The sequence below is a fragment of the Stenotrophomonas sp. WED208 genome (assembly GCF_040984485.1).
In the GTDB taxonomy this organism is placed as follows: Bacteria; Pseudomonadota; Gammaproteobacteria; order Xanthomonadales; family Xanthomonadaceae; genus Stenotrophomonas; species Stenotrophomonas riyadhensis.
On the sequence record NZ_JAZARB010000001.1, the window covers coordinates 3,935,494 to 3,958,401 of the forward strand.

Here is a 22,908-nt window from a genome sequence, read left to right on the forward strand (position 1 = left end):
ACGGATCCGGTGCGGTTGCCCCGCCACAAACGAAAAGCCCCGCTTTCGCGGGGCTCTTCGGGATCAGCTCAGCTGGCCGTGGCAGTGCTTGTACTTCTTGCCACTGCCGCACGGGCACGGATCGTTGCGGCCGATCTTCGGCTCGTCGCGCTGCATCTGCGCCACGCCCTGCTGGGCAGCCTGCACCTGCGCGGCTTCCTCGTCGGCGCTGTAGCCGCCCACGTCCTGGTGCTGGAACTGCGACTGGCTCAGGCGTGCTTCGGCCTGCTGGCGCTCGGCGGCTTCCAGCGCCTGCACTTCCTCGTCGCTGCGGATGCGCACACGCGACAGCAGGGTCACCACTTCGCGCTTGACGTTTTCCAGCATGTCCGAGAACAGCTCGAAGGCTTCCTTCTTGTATTCCTGCTTCGGCTGCTTCTGCGCGTAACCACGCAGGTAGATGCCCTGGCGCAGGTAATCCATGCGGGCCAGGTGCTCCTTCCAGCTCTGGTCCAGCACGGTCAGCATCACGTGCTTCTCCAGCGCGCGCATGGTCTCTTCGCCCACGCCGGCTTCCTTCTCGGCGAAGTGCTGGTTGACGCGCTCCTGCACCTTGGCGGCAATCGCCTCGGCGTCCAGTTCCTCGTGTTCCTTGACCAGGTCGGTCAGCGACATCTGCAGGCCGAAGTCCGACTCCAGGGTCGCTTCCAGGCCACGCAGGTCCCACTGCTCGTCGATCGAGTTCGGCGGCACGAAGCGGGCCACCACGTCGAAGATCACGTCGTCGCGGATGCCGTCGACATTGTCCTTCACCGACTCGGCGTCCAGCAGTTCATCGCGCTGGGCGTAGATCACCTTGCGCTGGTCGTTGTTGACGTCGTCGAAGTCCAGCAGGTTCTTGCGGATGTCGAAGTTGTGGGCCTCGACCTTGCGCTGCGCCTTCTCGATCTGGCGGCTGACCAGGCGGTCTTCGATGACGTCGTCTTCCTTCATGCCCATCATGCGCATGGCCTTCTGCACCCAGTCGGAGGCGAAGATGCGCATCAGGTTGTCTTCCAGCGACAGGTAGAAGCGGGACGAACCCGGGTCACCCTGGCGGCCGGAACGGCCACGCAGCTGGTTATCGATACGACGCGATTCATGGCGCTCGGTACCGACGATGTGCAGGCCGCCCGCAGCCTTCACCGCCTCGTGGCGCTTCTGCCATTCGGCCTTGACCGCAGCCTTCTGCTCATCGGTCGCGCCCTCGCCCAGCTCGTGGATCTCCGCTTCCAGCGAACCGCCCAGCACGATGTCGGTACCGCGGCCGGCCATGTTGGTGGCGATGGTCACGGCCGCCGGACGGCCGGCATTGGCGACGATGGTCGCTTCGCGGTCATGCTGCTTGGCGTTGAGCACTTCGTGCTTCACGCCGGCCTTGCGCAGGTGCTCGGACAGCATTTCCGAGGTTTCGATCGAGGTGGTACCCACCAGCACCGGCTGGCCGCGCTTGGCGCACTCCTCGATGTCGGCCAGCACCGCATTGAACTTGCCCTTGCGGTTCAGGAACACCTGGTCCGGGCTGTCCTTGCGGATGGTCGGGCGGTTGGTCGGGATCACCACCACTTCCAGGCCATAGATGCTCTGGAACTCGAAGGCTTCGGTATCGGCCGTACCGGTCATGCCGGACAGCTTCTTGTACATGCGGAACAGGTTCTGGAAGGTGATGCTGGCCAGCGTCTGGTTCTCGCGCTGGACCGGCACGCCTTCCTTCGCTTCCACCGCCTGGTGCAGGCCATCGGACCAGCGGCGGCCGGACAGGGTGCGGCCGGTGAACTCATCGACGATGACCACTTCGCCATCGCGCACGATGTAGTCCACGTCACGCTGGTAGATCGCGTGCGCGCGCAGTGCGGCGTTGAGGTGGTGGACCACGGTCAGGTTCTGCGGCGCGTACAGGCCTTCGGTCTCGCCGTCGAGGATGCCGGCCTCGACCAGCAGCTGCTCGGCGTGCTCCATGCCCGCTTCGGACAGGTGCACCTGCTTGCCCTTCTCGTCGACCCAGAAGTCGCCTTCGCCGTCTTCCGCTTCCTGCTTGACCAGGTTCGGCACGACACGGTTGACGCGGATGTACAGCTCCGGGGAGTCGTCGGCCGGGCCGGAGATGATCAGCGGGGTACGCGCTTCGTCGATCAGGATGGAGTCGACTTCGTCGACGATGGCGTAGTGCAGGCCGCGCTGGTAGCGATCGGCCTTGGACAGCGCCATGTTGTCGCGCAGGTAGTCGAAGCCGAATTCGTTGTTGGTGCCGTAGGTGATGTCCGAGGCGTAGGCTTCGCGCTTGTCGCTGTGCGGCATGCCCGGGTACACCACGCCCACGCTCAGGCCCAGCCAGTTGTACAGCTTGCCCATCTGCGCGGCGTCGCGGCGGGCCAGGTAGTCGTTCACGGTGACCACATGCACGCCCTTGCCTTCCAGCGCGTTGAGGTACACCGGCAGGGTCGCCACCAGGGTCTTGCCTTCACCGGTGCGCATTTCTGCGATCTTGCCCAGGTGAAGCACCATGCCACCGATCAGCTGCACGTCGTAGTGGCGCATGCCCAGCACGCGGCGACCGGCTTCGCGGCAGACCGCGAACGCTTCCGGCAGCACCTTGTCCAGGGCTTCACCGTCGGCGATGCGCTGCTTGAACTCCGGCGTCTTGGCCTGAAGCTGCTCGTCGGAAAGCTTCTCGATCTCCGGCTCCAGCGCATTGATCTTGGCGACGATGCGGTTGAGCTGGCGCAGCTGTCGTTCGTTACGACTGCCAAATACGCGGGTAAGCAGGCTGTTGATCATTGAAGGAACCGGGTTGGATGGACACGACGCCCGGCCTCCCCCTTGGGATCCGTCCGCCGCAAACGAAACAGGGCGCCTGGCGCCCTGTCGATGGCAACACCCATTGTAGCTTGGGACGGCCGCAAGGGGTTTCAACCCCGTGGGGTAGTGCCGGCCGCTGGCCGGCAACCTCGTTCGGCCCCCTCAAAGGAATTGCCGGCCAGCGGCCGGCACTACCAGATCACCCGCATCGGGTCAGAACCCTCCCGCGGCGCGGAAGGGATCCGACCCGGGCATCAGCCGCGGCTGACGCGGCCGACCGGCGTGTTGCCGCCGTCGCCGAGGAACTTGCGCGGGTTGACCACGTTGCCGTTTTCCCACACTTCGAAGTGCACGTGGGCACCGGTCGAACGCCCGGTGGAACCGGCCTTGGCCACTTCCTGGCCGGCACGGACCAGGTCACCGGCCTTCACCACCAGGCGCGAATTGTGGGCGTAGCGGGTGACGTAGCCGTTACCGTGGTCGACATCGACCACGTTGCCGTAGCCGCCCTTCACGCCGGCAAAGCTGACCACGCCTTCGGCGACGGCCATCACCGGGTCACCGACCTTGGCGTGGAAGTCCATGCCCTTGTGGGTGGCGGCACCGCGGCCGAACGGGTCGGCACGGGTGCCGAAACCGGAGGTCACGTAGCTGTTGCGGATCGGCATGCGCGACGGCACGGCGTTCTGCTGCAGCTGGTGGTCGAACATCAGCGATTCCATCACCGACAACTGGCGGCCTGAAGCAGCGAAGCGCTGCTCCAGCACCTGTAAGTCGGCGTTGACGTCCTTGACCGGGATGTCGCTGGTCGGGCCGCCGGCGTCGCCGTCACCGAGACCGGGGGTCTCGTTGAAGTCGAACTCGCCGTCTTCCAGCTTGCCCATCTGGGTCAGCCGTTCGCCAAGGGCGTTGAGGCGGGTGGCCTGGGCCTGCAGCTCGCCGAGGCGGGCCGCCAGCGCGTTGACCTGGGTCTGCGCATCGCGCTTGACCTTGGCCAGCTCCGCATCCTGGCGCTCGACCTTGGCCTGCAGCCGGGAATCATTCAGCGCGCTGGCGCCAATGCCGCCGGCAAGGCCGATAATGCAGCCTACCCCGAGCACGCTGCCCAGCAGGGCGCGGGGGCGGTCCTCGAAATAGAACCGCAAACGCGCGATCGGCGACGACTTGGCCTGTCCTTCACGCGTTTTGATTACGATCTTTTTGAATGCCATCAGTGAGTTTTCATGTCTGAGCCGAAATCCAGCGTTCGCCCCGCGTCAGTGCCGAAGCCGGCGCTGGATGCGGTGATGGCGGACAAAAGCGGGAACCCGCTGCGGCGTGCCTTGTGGCTCGACGCGCTGGACCGTCAGTTGCGCCCCCAGTTGCCGCCACCTCTGCGCAGCCGTTGCCGGCTGGCCAATGTGGACGGGGAACACCTCGTTTTTCTCGTCGAGTCCCCGGTCTGGCATGCCAAGTTGCGGCTTGCCGAAGCCCAGTTGCTCGACGCGGCCCGTTCCATCGGGCTGAAGGCCACCAGGGTGACCATCAAGACTGCGTCTCCCACTCCCACGCGCTCCCCAGCGCTCGACAACCGGAATGGACCCCACGCAGTTTCAGCCGCCACGCACAAAGGGCTACGCGACGCCTTGGCTTGCCTGCAGGACGTTCCTTCGAAGCCGAAGAAGCGGTCCTGACGACAACGGAGCATCCAGCTCCGCTCCCCGTCGCGCGTGTCACCACGGCGTGAAACATTTCGGGGGCCGGGTCGCATCCTAGCTGCCAACCGGGGGCCTGTCGTTAGATTGTTGTTAAAACTACGTTAAATTCAGGCTTCCGATCCAACAGGTTCACAAAACCGTGACCTCGAACCGGCCTTGAGACTTTCAAAGTACGCTGAATGCGCCGTCGGCGCCGGAAACGACAACGCCGCCCTTTCAGGCGGCGTTTTTGTCTTTCGTTTCAATGACCTGGAATGATCAGGCGTAGGCCGGGGTAGCGTATTCGACCGGATCCGGGGTGGCCGGCGAGTCGAAGCTGACCCATTCCCAGGCGGTCGCGTCGGCCATCAGCGCCCGCACCAGCTTGTTGTTGAGCGCGTGGCCGGACTTGAAGCCTTCGTAGGCGCCCAGCACCTGGCCACCGGCCAGATAGAGGTCGCCGATCGCGTCGAGGATCTTGTGGCGCACGAATTCGTCGGCGTAGCGCAGGCCGTCTTCGTTGAGCACGCGGAACTCGTCCAGCACGATGGCGTTGTCCATCGAACCGCCCAGGCCCAGGTTGCGCTCGCGCATGTATTCCAGGTCGCGCATGAAACCGAAGGTGCGCGCGCGGGAGATTTCCTTGGTGTAGGCCAGCGTCGAGAACTCGATTTCCTGGCGCGACTGCTTGGCCGGGATCATCGGGTGGTCGAACTGGATGGTGAAGCCCAGCTTGTAGCCCTCGTACGGGGTGAAGCGGGCCACCTTGTCGCCCTCGGTCACTTCCACGGTCTTCAGCACGCGGATGAAGCGCTTGGGCGCATCCTGTTCCACGATGCCCGCCGACTGCAGCAGGAACACGAACGGGCCAGCCGAACCGTCCATGATCGGCAGCTCGGCCGAGGACAGTTCAACGATGATGTTGTCCACACCCAGGCCGGCCAGCGCCGACATCAGGTGTTCGACGGTCTGGATCTTGGCGTCGTTGCAGGTCAGGCCGGTGCACAGGGTCACTTCGGTGACCAGCTCGGCCTTGGCCGGCACTTCCACCACCGGGTCCAGGTCCACGCGGCGGAACACGATGCCATGGTTGACCGGTGCCGGGCGCAGGGTCATGTAGACCTTGTCACCGCTGTGCAGGCCAACGCCGGTGGCGCGGATCGTGTTCTTGAGGGTGCGTTGCTGGATCATGGGGGATGGACCGGAAGTGACACATTAGATTAACACGCGCCCTCCCCTACCCTGGCTGAAACGCCAGTGAAAGCCGCCGGCAGGACGCACCGGCACGCCGCGGGGACGCGCGTGAAGCAGGGCGGCCGGGCCCATCCTGGCCCGGCGCCCGCGTTTTCAGGACATGGTGGCGCAACCCGGGGAGGACAAGCCCCGGGCAGCCCCGCTCAGTCCGCCTGGCGGCGCAGGAAGGCCGGGATGTCCAGGTAATCGTTCGGCAGTTCCGCTGCAGCCGGGGCCGACGCCGCCGGGGCCGACGCAGTGGACGCTGCCGCGGTGTCGCTGCTGGCACGACGCAGGCCCAGGCCCATGCCGCCGACAGCCTTGGACACGGCGTCGCCACCATTGTCGAACTCGCCGAACTCCGGCTGGCCGGTGGTGGCATTGCGGACCAGCTTGATCGGCGCACGCTCGCCCGGACGCTGGGTCTTGCTGGCCGAGACGCGGTTCAGGCCGGTGGCGACCACGGTCACGCGCACTTCGTCCTGCATGTCCGGATCCAGCACCGTACCGACCACCACGGTGGCATCTTCGGAAGCGAAGCCATCGATGGTGCGGCCGATCTCGTCGAACTCGGCCATGGTGAAGTCGGCGCCGGCGGTGATGTTGACCAGGATGCCGTTGGCACCGGCCAGGTTCACGTCGTCCAGCAGCGGGTTCTGGATCGCCGACTCGGCAGCGGCCTGGGCGCGGTCATCGCCACGGGCGGTGCCGGTACCCATCATCGCCAGGCCCATTTCGGACATGACGGTGCGCACGTCGGCGAAGTCGACGTTGATCAGGCCCGGACGCACGATCAGGTCGGCGATGCCCTGCACGGCGCCCTGCAGCACGTCGTTGGCGGCACGGAAGGCCTGGATCATGGTCGCGTTGCGACCCAGCACGGTGATCAGCTTCTCGTTCGGGATGGTGATCAGCGAGTCGCAGTGCTGGCTCAGTTCCTCGATGCCCTTCAGCGCCACCTGCATGCGGCGACGGCCTTCGAACGGGAACGGCTTGGTGACCACGGCCACGGTCAGGATGCCCATTTCCTTGGCCAGCTGTGCCACCACCGGCGCAGCGCCGGTGCCGGTGCCACCGCCCATGCCGGCGGTGATGAACACCATGTCCGCACCCTGCAGCGCGTCCATGATGCGCTCACGGTCTTCCAGCGCGGCCTGGCGGCCGACTTCCGGGTTCGCGCCTGCGCCCAGGCCCTTGGTCACGTTGGTGCCCAGCTGCAGCTGCAGCTTGGCGCCACAATTCTTGATGGCCTGCGAGTCGGTGTTGGCAGTGATGAATTCCACGCCGTCCACCGCCGAGTTGACCATGTGCGCCACGGCATTGCCGCCGCCGCCGCCCACGCCAACCACCTTGATCACCGCATTGGGTGCCATCTTTTCGATCAGTTCAAAATGCGCCATGTCCGTGTCCTCGTTGTATCCGCTTTGGCGGGCATGGGCATTCGGGCGTCCTGCCGTCCTGCTGCATGCCGACGTTGCGGCTGTGTGGGTTGTGTGTTGCCGGTGTTGCGTTGTGATGCGGGTACTGCGGGTGTTGCGCCCTGGCGATGCCGGGGGTTTCGGGTTCCGCGTCAGAACTCGCCGCGGAACCAGGTCTTGAGTTTCTTGAACATGCTTCCAGCGCGCCCGGTCGGCAGCGACGGCCGCCGCGGGTGCTCGATCTGGCTGCCCATCAACAGCAGGCCCACGCCGGTGGCGTGCACCGGGTTGCCCACCACTTCGCCGAGGCCGGTGACGTGCTGCGGGATGCCCACGCGCACCGGCATCTGCAGCATTTCCTCGGCCAGTTCGACCACGCCTTCCATCTTCGACGCGCCACCGGTCAGCACCATGCCGGCGCGCACCAGTTCCTCGAAGCCGGAGCGGCGCAGTTCGGCCTGCACCATCTCGAAGATTTCCTCGTAGCGGCCCTGCACCGCCTGCGCCAGCGAATGGCGCGGCATGCGGCGCGGCGGGCGGTCGCCCACCGACGGCACCTGGATGCTCTCCTCGGCGGTGGCCAGCTGGGCCAGGGCGCAGGCGTAGCGCACCTTGATCTGCTCGGCTTCCGGGGTCGGCGTGCGCAGCATGTGCGCGATGTCGTTGGTGACGTGGTCGCCGGCGATCGGCAGCGAGGCCGTGTGGCAGATCGCGCCCTGCACGAACACCGCGATATCGGTGGTACCGGCGCCCATATCGACCAGCACCACGCCCAGCTCGCGCTCGTCGGCAGTCAGCACGGCCACGCTGGAGGCCAGCGAGGACAGCACCAGGTCGTCCACCTGCAGGCCACAGCGCTGCACGCACTTGCTGATGTTGGCCGCAGCGGACTGCGCGCACACCACCAGGTGCGCGTGCACCTCCAGGCGCACGCCGGTCATGCCGACCGGGTTGCGGATGCCTTCCTGCGAATCGTCCAGCACATACTCGCGCGGGATCGCATGCAGGATCTTCTGGTCGGCCGGGATCGCCACCGCCTTGGCCGCATCAAGCACGCGATCCAGGTCGCCCCAGGTCACCTCCCCGTCGCGGATCGGCACGATGCCCGGCGAGTTCTTGCACTGCACGTGGTTACCGGAAATCGAGGCATACACCGAGCGGATCTCGCAGCCGGCCATCAGCTCGGCTTCTTCCACCGCGCGCTGGATCGACTGCACGGTCGATTCGATGTCCACCACCACGCCACGCTTGAGCCCGCGCGACTCGTGCGAGCCGATGCCGATCACTTCGATCGGATTGCCCGGCGAGTACTCGCCCACCAGCGCCACCACCTTGGAGGTGCCGATGTCCAGGCCAACGATCAGCGATTTGTCACCCTTGCGATTCATGTCCTTTCCTGCGTCCTGCTGGCCGGGGTCGCCGGCGTTTTCGCCGGCGTGGCCGGGGTACCCCAGCTCAGCGTGAAACCATTGGTGTAACGAAGGTCGGCGCGCTCGATCGGCGCGTCCTGGCGGTTGAGCTGCGGCAGCACCTTGACGAAGCGCTGCATGCGCGAGCGCGCGTCGTCACGGCCGACCACCACTTCGGTGCCGTTGCTCAGCACCAGCGACCAGCTGCCGCGCGCGTCCATCGTCACCCGGCGCACGTCCACGCCGGCCGGTGCGAACAATGCACGCGAGTCGCTGTACAGCTTCATCACTTCTTCGGTCTGGCTGTCCGGGCCGTCCAGTTCGGGCAGCGCCAGATCGGCCAGCTTCTTCGGCGTGGGGAACAACTTGCCCTGCTCGGAGACCAGGCGGTCATTGCCCCAGCGCGCGAACGGCTTGTGCTCGACCAGGGTCACTTCCAGCACGTCCGGCCACTGCTTGCGCACCTGCGCGCTTTCCACCCAGGGCAGCTGTTCCAGTGCGTCCTGCGCGTCCTGCAGCTTGACCGCGAAGAAGCCCGCATGCGCGTACGGCAGCAGCACCTGCTGCAGCTGCTCGGCCGGCACCCGCTTGAACTCACCATGCACGCGCAGCTTCGCCAGCGGCCAGCGCTCGGCGCCGACCCAGCCATTGACTACGGCCACCACCGGCAGTGCAACCACCGACAGCGCCAACAGCCAGACGAAGATGCGCAGCACCGCGTTCATGCGTGCGAGGCCTCCAGGGTCTGTTCCAGCACACGCCACACCAGCTCCTCGAAACCGATGCCGGCCTGGCGGGCCGCCTTGGGCACCAGCGAGTGGCTGGTCATGCCCGGCGCGGTGTTCACTTCCAGCAGGAAGAAACGGCCGCTGTCGCGATCACGCATCACGTCCACGCGGCCCCAGCCACGGCAGCCAGCGGCACGGAATGCGGCCAGCGCGATGCGACGGATTTCCTCTTCGGCGTCACCGTCCAGGCCCGGGCACAGGTACTGGGTGTCTTCGGCAATGTACTTGGCGTTGTAGTCGTACCACTGGCCCTTGGGCACGATGCGGATCGACGGCAGCGCAACGTCGCCGAGGATGGCCACCGTCAGTTCGTCGCCGACCACCATCTGCTCCATCAGCAGCTGGCCGTCGTAGCGCGCAGCCAGGGCCACCGCCTCGTCCAGGCCGGCGTCATCGGTGACCCGGCTGATGCCCACGCTGGAGCCTTCGTTGGCCGGCTTCACCACCACCGGCAGGCCGAGTTCGGCGGCATTGGCGTGCACGTCCTCGGCAGTGACCTTGCGGTACTGCGGCGTCGGCAGGCCCAGCGTCAGCCACACCTGCTTGGTGCGGATCTTGTCCATGCTCAGCGCCGAACCCAGCACGTTCGAGCCGGTGTACGGCACGCCGAAGGCATCCATCAAGCCCTGTACGATGCCGTCCTCACCGCCACCGTTGTGGCCGTGCAGGATGTTGAACACACGGTCGATGCCGCCGGCGGCGAGCGCCTTGGCCAGCGCCGGGATGCCGTCCACGGCGAACGCATCGACGCCACGCGACTGCAGGGCTTCGAGCACGTTGCGACCGGAATCCAGCGACACCTCGCGTTCGCTGGAACTGCCGCCGAGCAGCACGGCGACGCGACCGAACACGGCCGGGTCGGTCACGCGCAGCGGCGGGAAGGTCAGCGCGCTCACGCCTCGCCCTCCCCCTTGAAGCCTTCCACCGCGATATGGGTGGCCACGGCACCGATGTCGCCGGCGCCCATCATCAGCAGCAGGTCACCGTCCTGCAGCACGTCCGGCAGCACGCTGGCCAGCTCGGCGGCCTTGCCCACCACCACCGGTTCGCTGCGGCCGCGCGCGCGGATGGCGCGGGCCAGCGCATGCGAATCGGCACCGGCAATGGGTTCCTCGCCGGCCGGGTAGACCTCGCTCAGCACCAGTGCATCGACGCTGGACAGCACCGCGGCGAACTTGTCGAACTGGTCGCGGGTACGGCTGTAGCGGTGCGGCTGGAAGGCCACCACCAGGCGCTTGTCGGCCCAGCCGCCGCGGGCCGCGGCGAACACCGCCTCCAGCTCGCTCGGGTGATGGCCGTAGTCGTCGATGATGCGCACCTTGGCGCCGCTGGCGGTGGTCACTTCGCCCAGATCGTTGAAGCGACGACCGACACCGGCAAAGCCTTCCAGTGCGCGCGCGATCGCATCCGGGGCCACGCCCAGCTGCCAGCCCACTGCGGCGGCGGCCAGTGCATTCAGCACGTTGTGCTTGCCCGGCAGCGCCAGCACCACTTCCTGGCTGGTGCCCTGCGGCAGGCGCAGGGTGAAGCGCATGCGCGAGCCTTCCTGCACCACGTTCTCGGCGCGCACGTCGGCCTGCGGGCTCATGCCGTAGCTCATCACGTGGCGCGGGGTCTTGGCAGCCAGAGCCGCCACTTCCGGATCGTCGATGCACAGCACCGCCAGGCCGTAGAACGGCAGGCGCTGCAGGAACTCGGCGAACGCCGCCTGCACGCGGGCGAAGTCGTTGCCGTAGTTCTCCAGGTGGTCTGCATCGATGTTGGTGATGATCGACATCAGCGGATTCAGGCGCAGGAAGCTGCCATCGCTTTCGTCGGCCTCGGCCACCAGCCACTGCCCACCACCCAGTTTGGCGTTGGCACCGGCAGCCAGCAGCTGGCCACCGATCACGAAGGTCGGGTCCAGGCCGCCTTCGCTCAGCACCGCGGCGGTGAGGCTGGTGGTGGTGGTCTTGCCATGGGTACCCGCCACCGCGATGCCACGGCGGAAGCGCATCAGCTCGGCCAGCATCGCCGCACGCGGCATGATCGGAATGCGCTGGCTGCGCGCTTCCATCAGTTCCGGGTTGTCTTCGCGGATGGCACTGGAGACCACCACGCAATCGGTGCCCAGCACGTTGGCCGCGGAGTGGCCGCGCATGATGCGCGCACCCAGGCTGGCCAGGCGACGGGTCGCCACGTTGTCGGCGTTGTCCGAGCCGGACACTTCATAGCCCAGCGTCAGCATCACTTCGGCGATGCCGCTCATGCCGGTGCCGCCGATGCCGACGAAATGCACGCGCGGGAACGCGCGCACCAGGTCGTTGGTGTCGTGCAGGCGACGGATCATGCGCAGCCTCGCGCAGGGCAGGCGCGGTGGCATGCCTTCTTCATACAGCTTCCTCGAGAATGATATCGGCGATGCGCTCGGCGGCATCGACCTTGGCCAGGGCACGCGCGGCTTGCGCCATCTGCATGCGGCGGGCGGGATTTTCGGACAGATCGCGCAGCAGTGCGGCAATGCCGTCGGCCAGCGTTCCGTCCTGCTTCAGCAAAACCGCCGCGCCGCGCTCGACCAGGTACTCCGCATTGCGGGTCTGGTGATCGTCGACGGCAGCGGGGAAAGGCACCAGCACGCTGCCGACACCCACCGCACACAGCTCGGCCAATGTCGAGGCGCCCGCGCGACACACCACCAGGTCCGCCCAGGCAAAGGCCTCGGCCATGTCGGCGATGAACGGCGTGATTTCTGCCTGCACGCCGGCCTTGGCATAGGCCTCGACCGCTTCGGCATGCATCTTCTCGCCGCTCTGGTGGCGCACCTGCACCGGCACTGTAGCGCCCAGCGCAGCGATGGCCTGCGGCACGCCGGTATTGAGCGCGCGTGCCCCCTGGCTGCCGCCCACCACCAGCACGCGCAGCGGACCCTGGCGGTCGGCGAAGCGCTGTTCCGGCGGTGCGATGGCGGCGATCTCCGCACGCACCGGGTTGCCGACAAACTCCTCGCCCTTGGCGAAGGTGCCCGGGAAGCCGGTCAGCAGACGGCGTGCATAGCGCGACAGGATGCGATTGGTCAGGCCCGGTGCGCGGTTCTGCTCATGCACGATCAGCGGCAGGCCATGCAGGCGCGTGGCCATGCCGCCGGGACCGGAGGCGAATCCACCGAAGGCCACCACCGCACGCGGCTGGCGCTTGCGGATGATCATGCCGGCCGCGCGCAGCGCGCGCATCAGCCGCCACGGCGCGCCCAGCAGAGCCAGCTTGCCCTTGCCGCGCAGGCCGGTGATGGCCAGCGTGTCGATCGGAATGTCGTGCTGCGGCACCAGGCGGGTTTCCATCGCACCGTCGGCGCCCATCCAGGTGACCGGCACGCCGCGCTCGCGCAGCACGCGGGCCACGGCGAGGCCGGGGAAGATGTGTCCGCCGGTGCCACCGGCGAGGATCATCACTGGACGAGCGGAGTGGGTGGCTGCGTTCATGACAGCCTCCCGAAGGTCGGTTCGACGCGCGACTGCAGGCGGCTGGTGCCGCGTGCAGCGTTCGGCGCAGCGGTAGCCGTCGGCTCGGCACTCATCGGCACGCTGGCGGCCACCGGTGCGGCGGGCTCGTCCATCGGCTCGGCAGCGGCGTCTTCGGCGCCACCGATGCGCACGGCCTGGCGGCGCTCGGCGCGCTTGAGTTCATACGACACGCGCAGCAGCAGGCCCATCGCCACGCAGGTCATCAGCACCGACGAACCGCCGGAGGAGATCAGCGGCAGGGTCAGGCCCTTGGTCGGCAGGATGCCCAGGTTCACGCCGATCGAGACGAAGGTCTGCATGCTGATCCACAGGCCGATGCCGAAGGCGATGTAGCCGGAGAAGTGGCGCTTCATTTCCACGCAGCGCATGCCCAGCCAGAACGTGCGGCCGACCAGCAGCGCGTACAGCGCCACGATCACGCAGGTACCCAGGAAGCCGAATTCCTCGGCAGTGACCGAGAAGATGAAGTCGGTATGCGCTTCCGGCAGGTAGTACAGCTTCTGCACCGAGTTGCCCAGGCCGACGCCGGTCCACTCGCCACGGCCCACGGCCATCAGCGCGTTGGACAGCTGGTAGCCGTCGCCCTGCTGGTCGGCCCACGGGTCCAGGAAGGAGGTGATGCGGCGCATGCGGTACGGCTCGATGATCGCCAGCGCGCTCATCCCGACCAGGCCGATGATCACCGGCATCGACATGCGCGGCATGTTCACCCCGCCCAGCACCAGCATGCCGGCGGTGATCGCCAGCAGCAGGGTCGAGGAACCGAAGTCCGGCTGCAGCAGCAGCAGCACCACCAGCGCACCGGCCACGCCCAGCGGCTTGAGCATCGCCGGCCAGGTCGCATTGACCTCGTCGCGGAAGCGCACCAGGTAGCTGGACAGCCACACGATGTACAGCACCTTCACCGCTTCGACCGTCTGGAACTTGGAGATGCCCAGGTTGATCCAGCGGCGCGCGCCGTTGACGGTGCTGCCCAGGCCCGGCGTGAACACCGCCAGCAGCAGCACGAAGCAGCCCAGCAGCAGCATCTGGTTGTACTGCTCGATGGACTTCAGCTCGGTGCGGGCGGCGATGACCGCCAGCACGATACCGACCGCCAGGAAGATCAGGTGGCGGTTGAGGTAGTAGAACGGGCTGCTCATCAGTGCGATCGAGCTGGACGCCACCATCACCACGCCGACACCGGTGAGCGCGATGATCGCGCCCAGCAGCCACTTGTCGTAGCTGCCTTCGATGGCTTCAAGGCGTGTTGCCTGGCGGGACAGGTCGTTCATCTCAGCGCACCTTCAACGTGGCCAGGCCGATCAGCACGAGCACGACGGAGATGATCCAGAAGCGCACGATCACGCGCGGCTCGGGCCAGCCCTTCAGTTCGAAATGGTGGTGGATCGGCGCCATGCGGAACACGCGCTTGCCGGTCAGCTTGAACGAGGCGACCTGGATCATCACCGACAGCGTTTCGATGACGAACACGCCGCCCATGATCACCAGCACCAGCTCCTGGCGGGTGATCACCGCGATCGTGCCCAGCACCGCGCCCAGCGCCAGCGCGCCGATGTCGCCCATGAACACCATGGCCGGATAGGTGTTGAACCACAGGAAGCCGAGACCCGCACCGGCGATGGCCGCGCAGATGATGACCAGCTCGCCGGCGCCCGGGATCTGCGGGATCTGCAGGTAATTGGCGAACACCACGTTGCCCGAGGCATAGGCGAACACGCCCAGTGCGCAGGCCACCAGCACGGTCGGCATGATCGCCAGGCCGTCCAGGCCGTCGGTGAGGTTCACCGCGTTGGAGAAGCCGACGATCCAGAAGTAGGCGATGGCCACGAAACCGATGCCGGCCAGCGGCAGCGCGATCGACTTGAACATCGGGATGTAGAAGGTCAGCGCTGCCGGCACGTCGGCCGTGTAGAACAGGAACAGGCCCGCGGCCAGGCCGAAGATCGACTGCAGCAGGTACTTCCAGCGCGACTTCAGGCCATTCGGGTCGCGGCGGACGATCTTGATCCAGTCGTCATACCAGCCGATGGCGCCGAAGCACAGCATCACTGCCAGCACCAGCCACACGTAGCGGTTGCGCAGGTCGGCCCACATCAACACCGACAGGGTGATGGTGAGCAGGATCAGCGAACCGCCCATGGTCGGCGTACCGGCCTTGGAGAAATGGGTCTGCGGACCGTCCTTGCGGATCGGCTGGCCGCCCTTGAACTGGGCAAGCTTGCGGATCATCGCCGGGCCGAGCCACAGCGACAGGAACAGGGCCGTCAGCGCGGCAAGGATGGCGCGGAACGTCTGGTAGTTGAACAGCCCGAACAGGCTCTCCAACTGCTGCAACCATCGAGCCAGTTCATACAACATGCGGGGATTCCTCTCCTTGCGCCAGCAGCGCTTTGACAATCGTGTCCATGGCGCTGCCACGGGAACCCTTGACCAGGCAGCGCACGCCAGCGTGCAGCTCGTCCTTCAGCGCCTGCGACAGCGCGTCATGGGTGGCGAAATGACGACCGCCGTCGCCGAAGGCGGCAGCAGCGGCGGCACTGAGCGGACCCAGCGCATACAGGCGCTTCAGGCCGGCGGCGCGTGCACGGATGCCGGCCTGCGCATGCAGCGCTTCGGCGTCCGGGCCCAGCTCGCGCATGTCACCCAGCACCAGCCAGCCCTCTTCCGGCGCGGCGGCCAGGGCATCGATGGCCGCAGCCAGCGAACCCGGGTTGGCGTTGTAGCTGTCATCCACCAGCACCGCGCCATTGCGCAGCTGATGGGCGATCTGGCGACCCGGCACCGGCTGCGCTTCGGCCAGGCCGGCGGCAATCAGCGCCAGATCGACACCGGCGGCCAGCGCCAGGCTGGCAGCGGCCAGCGCATTGCTGACGTTGTGGCGACCCGGCAGGCCCAGCACCACGCGGGCTTCGCCGGTCGGTGCGACCAGAGTGAACTGGCTGCCCTGCGCGCCGGCGCGGATGTCGCGTGCGGTCACGTCCGCCGAGTGTTCCAGGCCATAGCGCAGCACACGGCAGCGCGCCGGCGTGCCGACGAAATGCTGTTCGAACCAGCGGCCGTAGGCATCGTCGGCATTGATCACCGCCACGCCATCGGCCGGCAGCGCGGCATAGATCGCGCCCTTGGTCACTGCCACGCCGAGCAGGCTGCCCATGCGTTCCAGGTGCGCCGGGGCGATGTTGTTGACCAGCGCATAGCGCGGGCGGGCGATGTCGGTCAGGTAGGCGATGTCGCCCGGCTTGCCCGCGCCCATCTCGTAGACGGCGTAGTCGGCATCTTCGGGAGCATCGATCACTGCCAGCGGCAGGCCGATCTCGTTGTTGCGGTTGCCCGGGTTGGCGTAGACCACCTTGTGCGCGTGCTGGGCCACCTGCTGCAGGATCGACAGCAGCAGGCTCTTCACGCTGGTCTTGCCATTGCTGCCGGTGATCGCGAACACCTCGGTATCGCGGTCGCGCTGCATGCCGGTGGCGATCTTCGCCAGCGCCAGTTCGCTGTCGGCCACCAGCACCTGCGGCAGTTCGATCGGCAGCAGGCGCTCGACCAGCAGCGCGCTGGCACCGCGCGCCTGCGCGTCGGCGGCAAAGTCATGGCCATCGAAACGCTCGCCGCGCAGCGCCACATACAGGCTGCCCGGGCCGAGGCTGCGGGTGTCGTTGCTGACCGCATCGATGGCCACGTCGTCGCCGTGGATCTCGCCGCCGGCCCAGTGTGCGATCAGCGAAAGCAGGGTGCGCTTCATGCGATGCCCTCCCCGGCCTGCGCGGCCAACACGCCAGCCTTGGCAGCCAACGCAGCAGCAGCCACTTCGGTGTCGTCGAAGTCATGGCGAACGCCATTGACCTCCTGGTACGGCTCGTGGCCCTTGCCGGCGATCAGGATGATGTCGCCGGCACCGGCACGCTTCACCGCCAGGCCGATCGCACGCGCGCGGCTGCGCTGCACGGTCACGGCATCGGCATTCTGGAAGCCGGCCAGGATGTCGGCCACGATCACGTCGCCGTCCTCGCCACGCGGGTTGTCGTCGGTGACGATGACCTGGTTGGCCAGGCGCTCGGCAATCGCCGCCATCTGCGGGCGCTTGCCGGTATCGCGCTCGCCACCGCAGCCGAACACGCAGAACAGCGCACCGTGCAGGTGGCCATGCAGGCTGTCCAGCGCCTGTTCCAGCGCATCCGGGGTATGCGCGTAGTCGACCACCACGGTCGGCAGGCCGTCTTCGCCGCCCAGGCGGTTCATGCGGCCACGGATCGGCTGCAGCGCCGACAGCACCTCGGCAATGCGCGGCAGCGGCTGGCCCTGCGCGTGCAGGGTGCCGGCCACGGCCAGCAGGTTGTCCACGTTGAAGCGGCCCAGCAGCGGCGACTGCACGGCGGCACGCTGGCCGTCGATGACCAGTTCGAAGGCGATGCCACGGCCGTCCAGCTGCAGCGCTTCGGCGCGCACGCTGGCGTCGGTGGCACCGCGCGAGCTCAGGCCGATCGGCTGCACGCCCGCCGGCAGGCCGGCAAACAGCTGGCGACCGAACGCATCGTCCAGGTTGACCACTGCGGCCTTCAGGCCCGGGCGATGGAACAGTCGCGCCTTGGCCGCGCCGTAGCTGGCCATGTCGCCGTGGTAGTCCAGATGGTCACGGGTGAGATTGGTGAACACCGCCACGTCATAGTGCACGGCATCCACGCGGCCCTGGTCCAGCGCATGCGAGCTGACTTCCATCGCCACCGCGCGCGCACCGGCGTCGCGCAGCTGTGCCAGCAACGCATGCATCTGCAGCACCAGCGGCGTAGTGAAACCGGTCGGCTCAACTGCACCGTAAAGTCCGGCGCCCAACGTGCCGATACTGCCACTGGGCGTTCCGAGCAGGTGCCAGGCCTGGGCCAGCAGCTGCACGGTGGAGGTCTTGCCGTTGGTGCCGGTCACGCCGACCATCGCCATCGCCCGCGACGGCGCGCCATGGAACTGGTCGGCCATCGCACCCATGCGCGCGCGCAGGCCCGGCACGGCGATCGCATCGGCCGGGGCCGGCAGCTCGGCAGGCGCCGGCGGTTCGAACAGGATGGCGCTGGCACCGGCCGCGCGGGCCTGCTCGACAAAGCCCAGGCCATGCGCGCCGAAACCGGCGATGGCGACGAAGGCATTGCCGGGGCGCACGGCGCGGCTGTCCAGCACCAGGCCGGTCAGAACGGGATCGTGGCCCGCCAGGGCCACATCCGGAAGCAACTGCGAAAGCAACATCGAAGGACTCATTGCGTGCCTCCCGTAGCGGGCGGCGTCTGGGCTTGCGCGCTGGGCAGCGCAGCATCGAATTCAGCGGCGGCATCCACCGGCAGCGCGGCTTCGGCCGGCGGCGCGGGCAGGATCGAGGCCGAATGGCCGACCTTGCCGGACTGCTGTGCGGCCAGCCACGACTGCAGGTCGTCCAGCGGCACGTCCATCAGGCGCAGGGTGCCTTCCATCACGTTGTGGTAGACCGGCGCCGACACCAGGCCGCCGTAGAACTTGCCGGCCTGCGGGTCGTTGATGACGATGACGGTGGCGAAGCGCGGATTGGTGGCCGGCACCACGCCGGCGAACAGCGCGTTGTAATGGCCACGCTCGTAACCACCCGGGCCGGCCTTGCGCGCGGTACCGGTCTTGCCGGCCACGCGGTAACCCAGCACCGCCGCCTGCTTGGCGCCGCCCTGGGTGACCACGGTTTCCATCATCGCCACCACCTGTTTGGCGACGTTCTCATCGATGATCTGCTGGCCTTCGTTGCGCTGGCCCTTGACGAAGGTCGGCGCGATCAACTTGCCGCCATTGGCCAACGCCGAATAGGCAGTAGCGATCTGCAGAGGAGTGACGTTCAGGCCGTAGCCGTAGGACATGGTGGTCTTGGTGGTGCCTGACCAGCGTGCCGGGCGCAGCACGACGCCGCCGGATTCACCCGGGAAGCCGCTGTGCGGCACCGAGCCGTAGCCGAAGCGGCGCACGCCGTCGTAGAACACCTGGTCCGGCATCTTCGCCGCGACCTTGGCCGCGCCCACGTTCGAACTGCGGGTGATCACGCCGGTCACGTTCAGCACGCCGTTGTTGCGCGGCACGTCGCGGATGGTGAAGCGGCCCAGGGTCATGTAACCCGGATTGGTATCGATGACGGTGTCCTTGGTCACCGCACCGGCCTGCAGCGCGGTGGCAATGGTCAACGGCTTCATCGTCGAACCCGGCTCGACCAGGTCGGTCACTGCACGGTTGCGGCGCGCATCGGGCAACGCGCCGGTCAGCGAATTCGGGTTGTAGGTCGGCAGGTTGACCATGGCCAGGATCTCGCCGGTGGTCACGTCCATGATCACCATCGAACCGCCGGCCGCCTTGTTGGCCACCAGCGCGTTGCGCAGTTCCTTGAACGCCAGGTACTGGATGCGGCGGTCGATGCTGAGGGTCAGGTCCTTGCCCGGCTCGGCGGCGCGCAGCAGATCGCTCTCGACGGTCTCGCCCTTGCGGTTGCGGATCACCCGCTTCGCACCGGCCTTGCCGCGCAGCCATTCGTCGAACGCCAGCTCCAGGCCTTCCTGGCCGCGGTCATCGATGTTGGTGAAGCCCAGCACGTGCGCCATCGCTTCACCCTGCGGATAGAAGCGGCGGAACTCGCGCTGCGCGGCCACGCCCGGAATCTTCAGCGCGACCACCTTCTCTGCCTCGTCCGGATTGATCCGGCGGCGCAGGTACATGAATTCCTTGTCCGACTTCTGCGACAGGCGGCTGCTCAGCTCATCCACCGACATGCCGACCGCCTGGGCCAGCTCGGGAATCCGCTCGGGCGAACGCAGCAGGTCCTGCGGGTTGACCCAGATCGAGGCGACCGGGGTCGACACCGCCAGTGGCTCGCCGTTGCGGTCGGTGATCATGCCGCGCGAGGTCTTGATCGGCAGCTCGCGCAGGTAGCGGGCCTCGCCCTGGCGCTGGTAGAAGTCGCTGTTGATGATCTGCACGTAGGCCGCGCGGCCGACCAGCGACACCGAACACAGGCCGAGCGCCAACGCCACCCAGCGCAGGCGCTGGCGCAGGTTGAAGGCGTTGCGCGGGCGGTTGCGGCCGGCCTTGCTCATGGGCGCACCACCACGATGTCGGCGGCCTCGGGGAACTTCATGCCGAGCTTCTCGCGGGCGATGCGATCGACACGGTTGGCTTCGGCCAGCGTTGCCTGTTCCAGCTGCAGGCGGCCGAATTCCAGATTGATGTCATCGCGCTTGCGCTCAGCGCGCGACAGCTCGATGAACGTCTGCCGGTGACGGTGACGCACGAACACGACGCCGATCGCCGAGGCCACGGTCGAGGCCAACAGAATGATCAGCAGCAGCCGGCTCATGCATCGGCCTCCCGCTTCTGGGCCACGCGCAGCACGGCGCTGCGGGCACGCGGGTTGGCCGCCAGTTCCTCGTCGGTGGCCTTGATGGCGCCGCCGATCAGATCCAGGGTCGGCACGAACACCTCCGCCTCGGGCAGGCGGCGGTTGGCCGGCGGGGCCTTGGCCAGGCGGTTCATGTACTGCTTGACGATGCGGTCTTCCAGCGAGTGGAAGCTGATGATCGCCAGGCGGCCACCGGGCTTGAGCCGTTCCACGGCCGCATCGAGGCCGGCTTCCAGATCGGCCAGCTCGCGGTTGATGTGGATGCGGATGGCCTGGAAGCTGCGCGTGGCCGGATGGATCTTGTCCTTGCCGCGCGGCATCACCGAGGCGATCAGCTCGGCCAGCTCGGCGGTACGGGAGAACGGCTGCTTCTCGCGGCGGGCCACGATGGCGCGCGCGATACGGCGGCTCTGGCGCTCTTCGCCATAGGTCCACAGCACATCGGCAATTTCGCGCTCTTCAACGCGGTTGATCCACTGTGCGGCGCTTTCACCGTTGTCCGGATCCATGCGCATGTCCAGCGGGCCGTCCTTGCCGAAGCTGAAGCCTCGTTCGGCCACGTCCAGCTGCGGCGACGACACGCCCAGGTCGAACAGGACGCCGTCCAGGCCTTCAGCCGTCGCATCCCACTGCAGCAGCTGGGCGAAACTGCCACGGAAGATGGACACGCGCGGGTCCGGCGCGAAATCGCGCTCGGCTACGGCGATGGCTTCCGGATCCTTGTCCATGACCAGCAGGCGCCCCTCGGGACCGAGCTGGGTGAGCACGCCACGTGCATGACCGCCACGACCGAACGTGCCATCCAGATAACGTCCGTTTTCGATCACCCTCAGGCCTTCAAGGACCTGGGTGTACAGGACCGGCAGGTGCACCGCCGGCGACTGCGACACCGGAAGGTGACCGGCCTGCGCTTCTGGGCGCATCCGGGCACCCCGGCTCACAACTTCAGGTCGAGCAACCCATCACCCAGATCCTCGTCAGACAACGTCTGCTGGATCAGGGCCCGATGCGCCTGCTCGCTCCACAATTCGAACTTGTCGCCCATACCGAGCAATACCGCCTTCTTCTCAATGCCCACCGCACCGCGGTGGCTGGCGGGGATGCTGATGCGACCGTTGCCGTCCAGCTCCAGATGGGCGGCCGAGCCGACCAGCTTCTGCTGCAACAGGCGCACGACGCGCTGGGTGTTGGGCTTGGACATCACGTCGTCGCGGACCCGCTCCCATTCCGACTCTGCATACAGCCACAGGCAGCCGGCTTCGAACGGGTTGTAGGTCAGCACGAGACGGTTGTTGCTGGCGCGCGCGACGAGGTCGCGGTAAGCGGTGGGAACCGCCATGCGCCCTTTATCGTCAACTGTGATGGCCGTCTCGCCCTGGAACACGACGCGTGCACCTATCCTTCGCCCGGTGAAACATTGAACCACGAAAACCCACAAAACACCCGGATTTCCCTCTGATGCCCACCTTAGCAGCGGCCCGAGGGTTGTCAACAACTTTTCCGCAGGGAAATCGCCAGCCGCATCAATGGCTTGCAACAACCTTTAGAGAATTGTTCAAGGCTTATCCACAAGTTGCTGATCCGTCTCAATTTTTGAGATTGAACGGAAGTTCAGGGGCGTGGAGAGGGTGTGAAACATCGGCCGCGCATTCATCCGGAACGCGCCGGAAACGGCGCCGGACTGCGCAAACCGTGCACAATGAGGCCATGTGCCTGCTCGCTCTTGGCTGGATGCACCACCCGCGCTGGCGGCTGGTGATGACCGGCAACCGTGATGAGTTCCACGCCCGCCCGACGGCGGCGCTGGCCCCCTGGCAAGATGAGACCTCCGTCATCGGGGGGCGCGACCTGCGCTCCGGCGGTGGCTGGGCCGGCGTCGGTGCCACGGGCCGGATGGCGGTGGTCACCAATGTGCGTGATCCGCTGGCCGCGCAGACCGGCCCTTCACGGGGCGCGCTGGTGGCTGACTTCCTGCGTGGCCGCGACCCCGCCGCCGTGCATATCGACCGGTTGGCGACCGTGGCCGCCGCCTACGCTCCGTTCAACCTCCTGCTGGCCGATAGCGACAGTCTTGAGTACCTGGGCAACCATCCCGCCGAGCGCCAGAGCCTGGGACCCGGGGTACATGGCATGTCCAACGGCGCACTGGACGCACCCTGGCCAAAGACCCGCAGGTTGATGGCCGCCCTTGAAGACTGGCTGCAGGAAGACGGGGTCAGATCCCTTTCGCAAGGCGAAAGGGATCTGACCCCAGACCTGACCCCGCTCTGGGCCGCCCTGGCCGACGAACACCGTCCCGCCGACAGCGACCTGCCCGACACCGGCATCGGCCTGGAGCGCGAACGCTGGCTGAGCCCGGCCTTCATCCGCGGCGACGACTACGGCACCCGTGCCAGCACCGTGCTGCTGATCGACGCCGATGGCCACGGCGAGATCCACGAGCGCCGCTTCGGCCCGCAGGGTGTACCCAGCGGACAGAGCCACGTCATTTTCTGACCCGGTCGTGCCGGCCGCTGGCCGGATTCTCTTGCCAGCGGGGTCGTGCCTACCGTTGGCCAGAACCTCTTTCCAGCAGGGTAGTGCCGGCCGCTGGCCGGCAACCTCCGGATCTTCGGGCAGGCCACGCCGCTGCCGGCCAGCGGCCGGCACTACCCGTCACTGCGATCCAAGGCTG

At 67.2% G+C, this 22,908-nt stretch carries 18 protein-coding genes and 1 pseudogene; 2 read left to right on the forward strand and 17 right to left on the reverse strand.

What is annotated here, in order from left to right; genetic code table 11:
• Positions 1-63: 63 nt before the first annotated feature.
• Both secA and VPH47_RS18015 read right to left on the reverse strand, forming a co-directional pair.
• Positions 64-2,796 carry a preprotein translocase subunit SecA gene (secA, locus tag VPH47_RS18010; protein WP_110711053.1) on the reverse strand — a complete coding sequence of 911 codons (2,733 nt, stop codon included), beginning with the start codon at positions 2,794-2,796 and terminating at the stop codon, positions 64-66.
• A 275-nt stretch (positions 2,797-3,071) separates the two neighbouring features.
• Positions 3,072-4,028 (reverse strand): M23 family metallopeptidase, encoded by a 957-nt coding sequence (locus VPH47_RS18015; RefSeq protein ID WP_033834438.1) that lies wholly within the window; start codon positions 4,026-4,028, stop codon positions 3,072-3,074.
• Positions 4,029-4,040: 12 nt separating this feature from the next.
• On the opposite strand from VPH47_RS18015, the gene VPH47_RS18020 reads away from it, so the two are divergent.
• Positions 4,041-4,490, forward strand: coding sequence for a DUF721 domain-containing protein (locus VPH47_RS18020; protein ID WP_005408086.1), 450 nt, complete (start codon positions 4,041-4,043; stop codon positions 4,488-4,490).
• Positions 4,491-4,772: 282 nt separating this feature from the next.
• On the opposite strand, the gene lpxC is transcribed toward VPH47_RS18020, so the two are convergent.
• The 15 genes and pseudogenes from lpxC to mraZ form a co-directional block, all read right to left on the reverse strand.
• Positions 4,773-5,684: a UDP-3-O-acyl-N-acetylglucosamine deacetylase gene (gene lpxC, locus VPH47_RS18025; protein ID WP_004143722.1), complete on the reverse strand. Its 912-nt coding sequence runs from the start codon at positions 5,682-5,684 to the stop codon at positions 4,773-4,775.
• 206 nt (positions 5,685-5,890) lie between these two features.
• Positions 5,891-7,126, reverse strand: coding sequence for a cell division protein FtsZ (ftsZ, locus tag VPH47_RS18030; protein WP_164161599.1), 1,236 nt, complete (start codon positions 7,124-7,126; stop codon positions 5,891-5,893).
• Between the two features lie 170 nt (positions 7,127-7,296).
• Positions 7,297-8,532, reverse strand: a complete 1,236-nt coding sequence (gene ftsA / locus VPH47_RS18035; protein WP_005408083.1) for a cell division protein FtsA — start codon at positions 8,530-8,532, stop codon at positions 7,297-7,299.
• A gap of 71 nt (positions 8,533-8,603) precedes the next feature.
• Positions 8,604-9,278 (reverse strand): annotated as a pseudogene (locus tag VPH47_RS18040) (cell division protein FtsQ/DivIB); the annotation flags it as partial.
• Positions 9,275-10,237 carry a D-alanine--D-alanine ligase gene (locus tag VPH47_RS18045; protein ID WP_368851405.1) on the reverse strand — a complete coding sequence of 321 codons (963 nt, stop codon included), beginning with the start codon at positions 10,235-10,237 and terminating at the stop codon, positions 9,275-9,277. The pseudogene VPH47_RS18040 and the gene VPH47_RS18045, both read right to left, overlap by 4 nt.
• Complete coding sequence (murC, locus tag VPH47_RS18050) at positions 10,234-11,670, reverse strand: UDP-N-acetylmuramate--L-alanine ligase (RefSeq protein WP_012510048.1); 1,437 nt, start codon at positions 11,668-11,670, stop codon at positions 10,234-10,236. Before murC ends, VPH47_RS18045 begins: the two co-directional genes overlap by 4 nt.
• Positions 11,671-11,710: 40 nt before the next feature.
• Positions 11,711-12,799: an undecaprenyldiphospho-muramoylpentapeptide beta-N-acetylglucosaminyltransferase gene (gene murG, locus VPH47_RS18055; protein ID WP_368851406.1), complete on the reverse strand. Its 1,089-nt coding sequence runs from the start codon at positions 12,797-12,799 to the stop codon at positions 11,711-11,713.
• On the reverse strand, positions 12,796-14,115 hold the full coding sequence (gene ftsW / locus VPH47_RS18060; protein WP_110711049.1) for a putative lipid II flippase FtsW: 1,320 nt from the start codon (positions 14,113-14,115) through the stop codon (positions 12,796-12,798). The genes murG and ftsW overlap by 4 nt, the downstream gene beginning before the upstream one ends.
• 1 nt (position 14,116) lies before the next feature.
• Positions 14,117-15,202 carry a phospho-N-acetylmuramoyl-pentapeptide-transferase gene (gene mraY / locus VPH47_RS18065; RefSeq protein WP_010481929.1) on the reverse strand — a complete coding sequence of 362 codons (1,086 nt, stop codon included), beginning with the start codon at positions 15,200-15,202 and terminating at the stop codon, positions 14,117-14,119.
• Positions 15,192-16,586, reverse strand: a complete 1,395-nt coding sequence (gene murF / locus VPH47_RS18070; protein WP_368851407.1) for a UDP-N-acetylmuramoyl-tripeptide--D-alanyl-D-alanine ligase — start codon at positions 16,584-16,586, stop codon at positions 15,192-15,194. Before murF ends, mraY begins: the two co-directional genes overlap by 11 nt.
• Positions 16,583-18,091 (reverse strand): UDP-N-acetylmuramoyl-L-alanyl-D-glutamate--2,6-diaminopimelate ligase, encoded by a 1,509-nt coding sequence (locus VPH47_RS18075; RefSeq protein ID WP_053510459.1) that lies wholly within the window; start codon positions 18,089-18,091, stop codon positions 16,583-16,585. The genes murF and VPH47_RS18075 overlap by 4 nt, the downstream gene beginning before the upstream one ends.
• Entirely contained in the window at positions 18,088-19,932 is a 1,845-nt protein-coding gene (locus VPH47_RS18080) for a penicillin-binding protein 2 (protein ID WP_110711046.1), read from the reverse strand. The genes VPH47_RS18075 and VPH47_RS18080 overlap by 4 nt, the downstream gene beginning before the upstream one ends.
• Positions 19,929-20,192, reverse strand: coding sequence for a cell division protein FtsL (gene ftsL, locus VPH47_RS18085; RefSeq protein WP_005412242.1), 264 nt, complete (start codon positions 20,190-20,192; stop codon positions 19,929-19,931). The genes VPH47_RS18080 and ftsL overlap by 4 nt, the downstream gene beginning before the upstream one ends.
• On the reverse strand, positions 20,189-21,157 hold the full coding sequence (gene rsmH, locus VPH47_RS18090; protein WP_049425020.1) for a 16S rRNA (cytosine(1402)-N(4))-methyltransferase RsmH: 969 nt from the start codon (positions 21,155-21,157) through the stop codon (positions 20,189-20,191). The genes ftsL and rsmH overlap by 4 nt, the downstream gene beginning before the upstream one ends.
• 14 nt (positions 21,158-21,171) lie before the next feature.
• Positions 21,172-21,618, reverse strand: a complete 447-nt coding sequence (gene mraZ / locus VPH47_RS18095) for a division/cell wall cluster transcriptional repressor MraZ (protein ID WP_004143635.1) — start codon at positions 21,616-21,618, stop codon at positions 21,172-21,174.
• A gap of 323 nt (positions 21,619-21,941) precedes the next feature.
• Here mraZ and VPH47_RS18100 point away from each other — a divergent pair, with 323 nt between their 5' ends.
• On the forward strand, positions 21,942-22,730 hold the full coding sequence (locus VPH47_RS18100) for an NRDE family protein (protein WP_180847579.1): 789 nt from the start codon (positions 21,942-21,944) through the stop codon (positions 22,728-22,730).
• Positions 22,731-22,908 lie beyond the last annotated feature (178 nt).